General features: G+C 68.6%; 4 protein-coding genes. 1 reads left to right on the forward strand and 3 read right to left on the reverse strand.

Going from position 1 to position 7690, the window contains the following annotated elements; translation table 11 throughout:
- Positions 1 to 136 precede the first annotated feature (136 nt).
- The 3 genes from ACFXBC_RS13540 to metH form a co-directional block, all read right to left on the reverse strand.
- A complete protein-coding gene (locus ACFXBC_RS13540; protein WP_385022984.1) occupies positions 137 to 1738 on the reverse strand; it encodes an ABC transporter substrate-binding protein in 1602 nt (533 codons plus the stop codon).
- Between the two features lie 501 nt (positions 1739 to 2239).
- Positions 2240 to 2941, reverse strand: coding sequence for an HAD family hydrolase (locus tag ACFXBC_RS13545; RefSeq protein ID WP_385022986.1), 702 nt, complete (start codon positions 2939 to 2941; stop codon positions 2240 to 2242).
- A 154-nt stretch (positions 2942 to 3095) separates the two neighbouring features.
- Positions 3096 to 6611, reverse strand: a complete 3516-nt coding sequence (metH, locus tag ACFXBC_RS13550) for a methionine synthase (RefSeq protein WP_385022988.1) — start codon at positions 6609 to 6611, stop codon at positions 3096 to 3098.
- A 238-nt stretch (positions 6612 to 6849) separates the two neighbouring features.
- On the opposite strand from metH, the gene ACFXBC_RS13555 reads away from it, so the two are divergent.
- Entirely contained in the window at positions 6850 to 7614 is a 765-nt protein-coding gene (locus ACFXBC_RS13555) for an IclR family transcriptional regulator (protein WP_385022990.1), read from the forward strand.
- The last annotated feature ends 76 nt before the right edge of the window (positions 7615 to 7690 follow it).

Consider the following 7690-nt stretch of genomic DNA (forward strand, 5'->3'; position numbering starts at 1 on the left):
GGACCGCCGCCGATTCCGGACCGCGGAGGTTCCGGACCGCCGCCGGTTCCCGTGTCCCGGCGTCCGCCGGGGCGACTCCGGGCGGCAGCACAGCCGCCCGGCGCCGGGGCGCCCGCCGTGCGCTGCCGCCGGCCGGTCAGCTGACGCCGCGTCCGAGCTCCCAGATCTGCAGGGCTGACGAGTTGCTGAGCGCCCACTCCACGCCCGTCAGGTCGTCCCGGGCCGCCACATACTGCTTGCCCTGCCAGAGCGGCAGCACGGGGACGTCGTCCGCGACGATGTCCTGGATCTTCTGCAGCGGGACCATCGCCGTGGTGCGGTCGGCCGCACGCCGGGAGTCCGGGATGTACTTGTCGCGGATGGTGCTGTTCGCGTAAGGCAGGTCGAGGAAGTTGCCCTTGCTGAGGAACGGCGAGATGAAGTTGTCCGCGTCGGGGAAGTCCGGGAACCAGCCCATGCCGTAGACCGCGTAGTCGCCCTTCAGCTCCTGGGGGCGGAACTGCGCCCACTCGTGGCCCTTGACCGACACGTCGAAGAGCCCGGAGGCGTTCAGCTGCTGCTTGAGCAGCGCGAACTCCTTTGCTGTGTTCGGCCCGTAGTGGTCGTTCGTGTAATGCAGCGTCAGCCGGATCTTGTCGTTGATCCCGGCCGAGTGCAGGATCTGGGCGGCTTCGCTCTTGCTCGGGTCGCCGTACTTGTTGAAGAACGAATTCGTGTGTCCGCCGATGCCGGTGGGGATCAGCGAGTAGAGCGGCTCGGAGGTCGCGCCGTACACCTTGCTGGCGATCTGGCCCCGGTCGACAAGTGCGGCGATCGCCTGGCGGACCGCCTTGTTCTTCACCGACGGGTCATTGGTGTTGAAGCCGAGGTAGCGGATCTCCAGGCCGGGGCTCTCGACGAAGTTGATGTTCTGCGACGCTCCGCTGGAGAACTTGGAGATCTGCTGCGGCGACATGGTGCGGCCCATCATGTCGATCTTCCCGGACTTCAGCGCGGCGCCCATGGCGTCGGCGTCGGGGAAGGAATCGATCTCGACCTTGTCGTTCTCCAGCTTCAGCGCCCCCTTGTAGTGGGGGTTCTTGGTGAAGACCGCCTTCTGCAGGCGGTCGTTGCTGACCTCCGCCTTGAAGGTGTACGGGCCGGAGCCGTCGACCACGAAGCCCTTGCGCAGCTTGTTCGGCGCGTACGTGCTCTTCTCCACGATGCCCGCGGCCGGGGTGGCCAGCTTGTACGGGAAGGTGGCGTCGGGCGTCTTGAGGTGGAAGACCAGCTCGTGACTGCTCACGGGCTCGATGGTGTCGATGTTCTCCAGCAGACCGGCCGGCCCGTTCGGGTCGTGGATGCGGGTGACCCGGTCGATGGAGTACTTCACGTCGGCCGCCGTCAGGGGGTGGCCGTTGGCGAACTCCAGCCCGCTGCGGAGCTTGCAGCGGTAGCTCTCGTTCTCGGTGTCCGTGAAGCGGCAGTCGCTGGCGGCGTCGGGCACCGGCAGGCCGCCACCACGCGGCATCTGCATCAGGGACTGGAGGGTGGGGCGCAGGAAGTTCCAGATACCGGTGTCGTAGGTGTAGGCGGGGTCCAGAGGAGCCGGCGCCTTGCTGCCGCCCTCGATGAAGTCCGTCGTACCCACGACGATGGGCTTGCCGCCGCCGTCGCCGCTGTCTGTGCCGCCGCACGCGGCGAGTACCGGAGTGAGCAGGCACGCTATCGCCGGCAGCACCAGAGTCTTGCGGTTCATTCGGGACGTTCTCCTCATCCGGCACTGGGATACAGCGATGTACAGACACTCCGCCGCTGCCGCCCGATCGGGGCGGGGCGATCGGGCCGGGTACAGAGCGATCAGTCCAGTGATCCCGGCCGCCTGGTGGGCACCGGAGGCACAGAAGTGTACGGCGAAGTTCTCGTCATGAGATTAGTGGGGAACGTCAGGAAACCTGGACCGGGGGCGACTTGGGCGGGATCCACATCATCTTCACGAATAGCGGAGCGTCAATATCCGACCACCGAAGAGATTCGTACACCGCTTCACCAATCGGGACACATGGGCATGTGCGGAACAGTGGCGGGCCGTTCGCAGCACGCACCGGGGTTCCTGTCGATGATTCACCAGGTGATGAACGTCACTCCTGGCTCATCTTTCGGGTAATGCGCGAAGCCCACTCTTCATGCTCACGTAAATACATACGGATGACGCGCACCGATTCCTTTCAAATCGAAAGGAACACGTTCCGTATCCGGCTCAGTGCATTCCGTTGACCAGGGCTCTGAGAAAGCCCAGATCGACTTCTTCCAGGGATCCGACGACCACCCGGCCGTCCCCGGCGGCGATCGGTGCCACCGAGGGCACGGCCACCACCCGGCAGCCCGCCGCCTCCGCCGCGGCCACTCCGGTCGCGGTGTCCTCGATGACCGCGCAGCGCGCAGGGTCGGCTTCGAGGCCCGCCGCTGCGGCGAGATAGGGCTCAGGATGCGGCTTCGTCCGCGCCACCTCGTCGCCCGCGACCGTCAGGGCGAAGTTGGCCGCGCCGAGCGAGGTGAGGACCCGGTCGATGATCCGCCGGTGGGAGGCGGAGACCAGGGCCGTGGGCACCCCGTGGGCAGCCAGTTCGGTGAGCAGCCGCAGCGCTCCGGGCATCAGCGGCACCCCGCCCGAGATCCGCGCCTCGAACCGGTCGTTGAGCAGCGTGGTCACCTCGGGGAGCGTGATGTCGGCGCCGGTGACCTCGATGAGATATCCGGCGCTGCGGGTCATGGGCCCGCCCACCACGGTGTCCCGCCAGCGTTCGTCGAGCCGGTGGCCGAGTGCGCCGAAGACGTCCACCTCGGCCTCCCACCAGATGCCCTCGGTGTCCACCAGCGTGCCGTCCATGTCGAGCAGGACGGCCTGCAGGGCTGCACCTTCGGCCATACGGGTGTTGAGCGCGGCGACCGTACTGGTCATACGGGGACACCTCCTGGAGGGACACGAAGGCCGGTCACCCTCCCTGCTGGGAAGGCAACCGGCCTGCACCGGACCGACCAGTGTACGTCGGTGCGGTCCGGTGCGCGCTGTGATGCGCCGCATGCGCATCCGGGGGCGGTGTCGGGCTGTCGGGCTACCGGGCGTTGAAGTACTTGGCCTCGGGGTGGTGGATGACGATCGCGTCGGTGGACTGCTCGGGGTGGAGCTGGAACTCCTCCGAGAGCTGGACCCCGATCCGCTCCGGCTGGAGCAGCTCGGCGATCTTCGCCCGGTCCTCCAGATCGGGGCAGGCGCCGTAGCCCAGGGAGAAGCGCGCGCCGCGGTACTTGAGCGCGAACATGTCCTGGACCTCGGTGGGGTCCTCGCCCGCGTAACCGAGCTCGGAGCGGACCCGGGCGTGCCAGTACTCCGCGAGGGCCTCGGCCAACTGGACGGAAAGCCCGTGCAGTTCGAGGTAGTCCCGGTAGGAGTTCGCCTCGAAGAGCTCGGCGGTGGCCTCACCGATCTTCGAGCCGACGGTGACGACCTGGAGGCCGAGCACATCCGTCTCGCCCGAGTCCTCGGGGCGGAAGAAGTCCGCCAGGCACAGCCGGCGGCCGCGGCGCTGGCGGGGGAAGGTGAAGCGGGTGCGCTCGCTGCCGTCGTCGTTGAGGACGATCAGGTCCTCGCCCTTGGAGACGCAGGGGAAGTAGCCGTAGACGACGGCGGCTTCCAGCATGTTCTTGGTGTGCAGCTGGTCCAGCCAGCCGCGCAGGTGCGGGCGGCCCTCGGTCTCGACCAGCTCCTCGTAGGTGGGCCCTTCGCCCTTGCGGGACTCCTTGAGCCCCCACTGGCCCTTGAAGAGGGCCCCCTCGTCCAGCCAGGACGCGTACTCCTTGAGCTGGACGCCCTTGACCACGCGGGTGCCCCAGAAGGGCGGCTCGGGCACCGGATTGTCCACGGCCACGTCCGAGCGTACGGAACCCTCGGGCTCGTCCGTCTCCGGGACCGCGGCCGTGTCCCGCTTGGGCACCCGGCGCTGTTTCAGCTCGGGCAGTACGGCACCCGGGACACCCCGCTTGACGCCGATCAGGGCATCCATCAGGCGCAGGCCCTCGAACGCGTCCCGGGCGTAGCGGACTTCGCCCTCGTAGATCTCGTGCAGGTCCTGCTCGACATAGGCCCGGGTGAGGGCCGCGCCGCCGAGGATGACGGGGAAGTCCGCCGCCATCTCGCGCTGGTTGAGCTCCTGCAGGTTCTCCTTCATGATCACGGTGGACTTGACGAGGAGGCCGGACATGCCGATGACGTCGGCCTTGTGCTCCTCGGCTGCTTCCAGGATCGCGGAGACGGGCTGCTTGATCCCGAGGTTGACGACGTTGTAGCCGTTGTTGGTGAGGATGATGTCGACGAGGTTCTTGCCGATGTCGTGGACGTCGCCGCGGACGGTGGCGAGCACGATGGTGCCCTTGCCGTCGTCGTCGGTCTTCTCCATGTGCGGCTCCAGATGGGCCACCGCGCTCTTCATGACCTCGGCGGACTGGAGCACGAACGGCAGCTGCATCTGGCCGGAGCCGAAGAGCTCTCCGACGACCTTCATGCCTTCCAGGAGGGTGGCGTTGACGATGTCCAGGGCGGGGCGCTCCTGGAGAGCTTCGTCGAGGTCGGCCTCCAGGCCGTTCCGCTCGCCGTCGATGATGCGGCGCTGCAGGCGCTCGTCCAGCGGGAGCGCCATGAGCTCCTCGGCCCTGCCCTGCTTCATCGACTTCATGTTGACGCCCTCGAAGAGCTCCATGAGCTTCTGCAGGGGGTCGTAGCCCTCGGACCGGCGGTCGTGGATCAGGTCGAGCGCGACCTTGACCTGCTCCTCCTCAAGCCGGGCGATCGGCAGGATCTTCGAGGCGTGCACGATCGCCGAGTCGAGCCCGGCCTTGACGCACTCGTCGAGGAAGACCGAGTTCAGCACCACCCGGGCGGCCGGATTCAGGCCGAAGGAGATGTTGGACAGGCCCAGGGTGGTCTGGACGTCCGGATGACGGCGCTTCAGCTCGCGGATCGCCTCGATGGTGGCGATACCGTCGCCCCGTGACTCCTCCTGGCCGGTGCAGATGGTGAAGGTCAGGGTGTCGATGAGGAGGTCCTGCTCGCGCATGCCCCAGTTGCCGGTCAGGTCCTCGATCAGCCGCTCGGCGACGGCGACCTTGTGCTCGGCGGTACGGGCCTGGCCCTCTTCGTCGATGGTCAGCGCGATCAGCGCGGCGCCGTGCTCGACGGCCAGTTCGGTGACCTTGGCGAAGCGGGACTCGGGGCCGTCGCCGTCCTCGTAGTTGACCGAGTTCAGTACGGCACGGCCGCCCAGCTTCTCCAGTCCGGCGCGCAGGACGGGCAGTTCGGTGGAGTCGAGGACGATCGGCAGGGTGGAGGCGGTGGCGAAGCGGCCGGCCAGCTCGGTCATGTCGGCCACGCCGTCACGGCCGACGTAGTCGACGCAGAGGTCGAGCATGTGGGCGCCCTCGCGGATCTGGTCGCGGGCCATCTCCACACAGTCGTCCCAGCGCGCCTCCAGCATCGCCTCACGGAACTTCTTCGACCCGTTCGCGTTCGTCCGCTCACCGATCGCCATGTACGCCGTGTCCTGGCGGAACGGCACACTCTGGTAGAGGGACGCGGCGCCGGGCTCGGGTCGCGGGTCGCGGGTGGCGGGGGTGAGGGTACGGGCCCGCTCGACGACCTGCCGCAGATGCTCGGGTGTCGTACCGCAGCAGCCGCCGATCAGGGACAGGCCGTAGTCGCTGACGAACGTCTCCTGCGCGTCCGCGAGGCCCTCGGGGCCGAGCGGGAAGTGCGCGCCGTCCTTGGTCAGGACGGGCAGGCCGGCGTTGGGCATGCACATCAGCGGCGTACGCGAGTGGCGTGCGAGATAACGCAGGTGCTCGCTCATCTCGGCGGGGCCGGTGGAGCAGTTCAGCCCGATCAGGTCGATACCCAGCGGCTCCAGAGCGGTCAGCGCGGCGCCGATCTCGGAGCCCAGCAGCATGACGCCGGTCGTCTCGAAGGCGAGCGAGCAGATCAGCGGGACCTGGAAGCCCAGGGCGTCCATCGCACGGCGGGCGCCGATGAGGCTCGACTTGGTCTGCAGCAGGTCCTGTGTGGTCTCCACGATCAGGGCGTCGGCGCCGCCGGCGAGCAGGCCCTCGGCGTTCTGCTGGTAGCCGTCGCGGATCACGTCGTACGTGGTGTGCCCCAGCGACGGCAGCTTGGTGCCGGGGCCGATCGAGCCGAGGACCCAGCGCTGGCGGCCGTCCTTGGCGCCGAACTCGTCGGCGACCTCGCGGGCGATACGGGCGCCCGCCTCCGACAGCTCGCCGATCCGGCCGGCGATCTCGTACTCGTTCGCCGCCGAGTGGTTCGCGCCGAAGGTGTTCGTCTCCACGCAGTCCACGCCGACAGCGAAGTACTCCTCGTGCACCGAGCGGACGATGTCCGGCCTGGTCACGTTCAGGATCTCGTTGCAGCCTTCGAGCTGCTGGAAGTCGTCGAGGGTGGGATCCTGCGCCTGCAGCATCGTGCCCATGGCACCGTCGGCCACCACCACTCGGGTGGCCAGTGCCTCACGGAGGGCGTCAGCTCGGGTCCGGCTGTCAGCGGAAGGGGTAGGCGACGAGGCCATGGAATGTGCTCCCTGGGATGCGACGGCTGTCGGCTTTGCGCCTTCCGGCAGGATGGCGCACCTGGCCAGGGTAACGGGGACGGCGCCGGTCGGGGTCGGCGTTCCAGGGGGCGGACGCTCCCGGAAGCGCGGCGGCGCGGCTGGTTCCGGTACCACCCGGCCGCACTCCGCGTGACACTGAGTCGACATGGACCGATAGTGTTCAGCATTGCCGAACAGTGTGGAGGGTGGCCCAGCGATGGCGAAGAACATTCAGTCCCTGGAGCGGGCGGCTGCGATGCTGAGGCTCCTCGCGGGCGGCGAGCGACGGCTCGGCCTCTCCGACATCGCCTCCTCCCTCGACCTGGCCAAGGGCACCGCCCACGGCATTCTGCGCACCCTCCAGCAGGAGGGGTTCGTGGAACAGGACCCGGCGTCCGGGCGCTATCAGCTGGGGGCCGAGCTGCTGCGCCTGGGCAACAGCTATCTGGATGTGCACGAGCTGCGGGCGCGCGCCCTCGTCTGGACCGACGACCTGGCACGCTCCAGCGGTGAGAGCGTCTATCTGGGCGTGCTGCACCAGCGGGGCGTCCTCATCGTCCACCATGTCTTCCGCCCCGACGACAGCCGGCAGGTGCTGGAGGTCGGAGCCATGCAGCCGCTGCACTCCAGCGCCCTCGGCAAGGTGCTGTCGGCCTACGACCCGGTGGCGCACAGCGAGGCGCTGGAGACCGAGCGGGAGAGTTTCACCCCCCGCACGGTCACCGGCCCCGGGCAGTTCGAGTCCGTACTGGATCTCACCAGGGCGCGGGGCTGGGGCTCCGACATCGAGGAGACCTGGGAGGGCGTGGCATCGGTGGCCGCCCCCATCCACGACCGGCGGCGGATGCCGCTGGGCGCCATCGCGGTGACCGGCGCGGTCGAGCGGGTCTGCGTGGACGGGGAGCTGCGCCCCGAGCTGGTGGCCTCGGTGCGCGACTGCGCCCGCTCGGTCTCGCGCGACCTGGGGGCCGGCCGCGTGTGAGGGGGTGTCGTATAAACATCTGTCGCGGCCCACGCTAGTGGGGGGTTTTATGTCGGGGGGGGGCGGGTCGTGTGAA

Source organism: Streptomyces sp. NPDC059398 (genome assembly GCF_042751845.1).
In the GTDB taxonomy this organism is placed as follows: Bacteria; Actinomycetota; Actinomycetes; order Streptomycetales; family Streptomycetaceae; genus Streptomyces.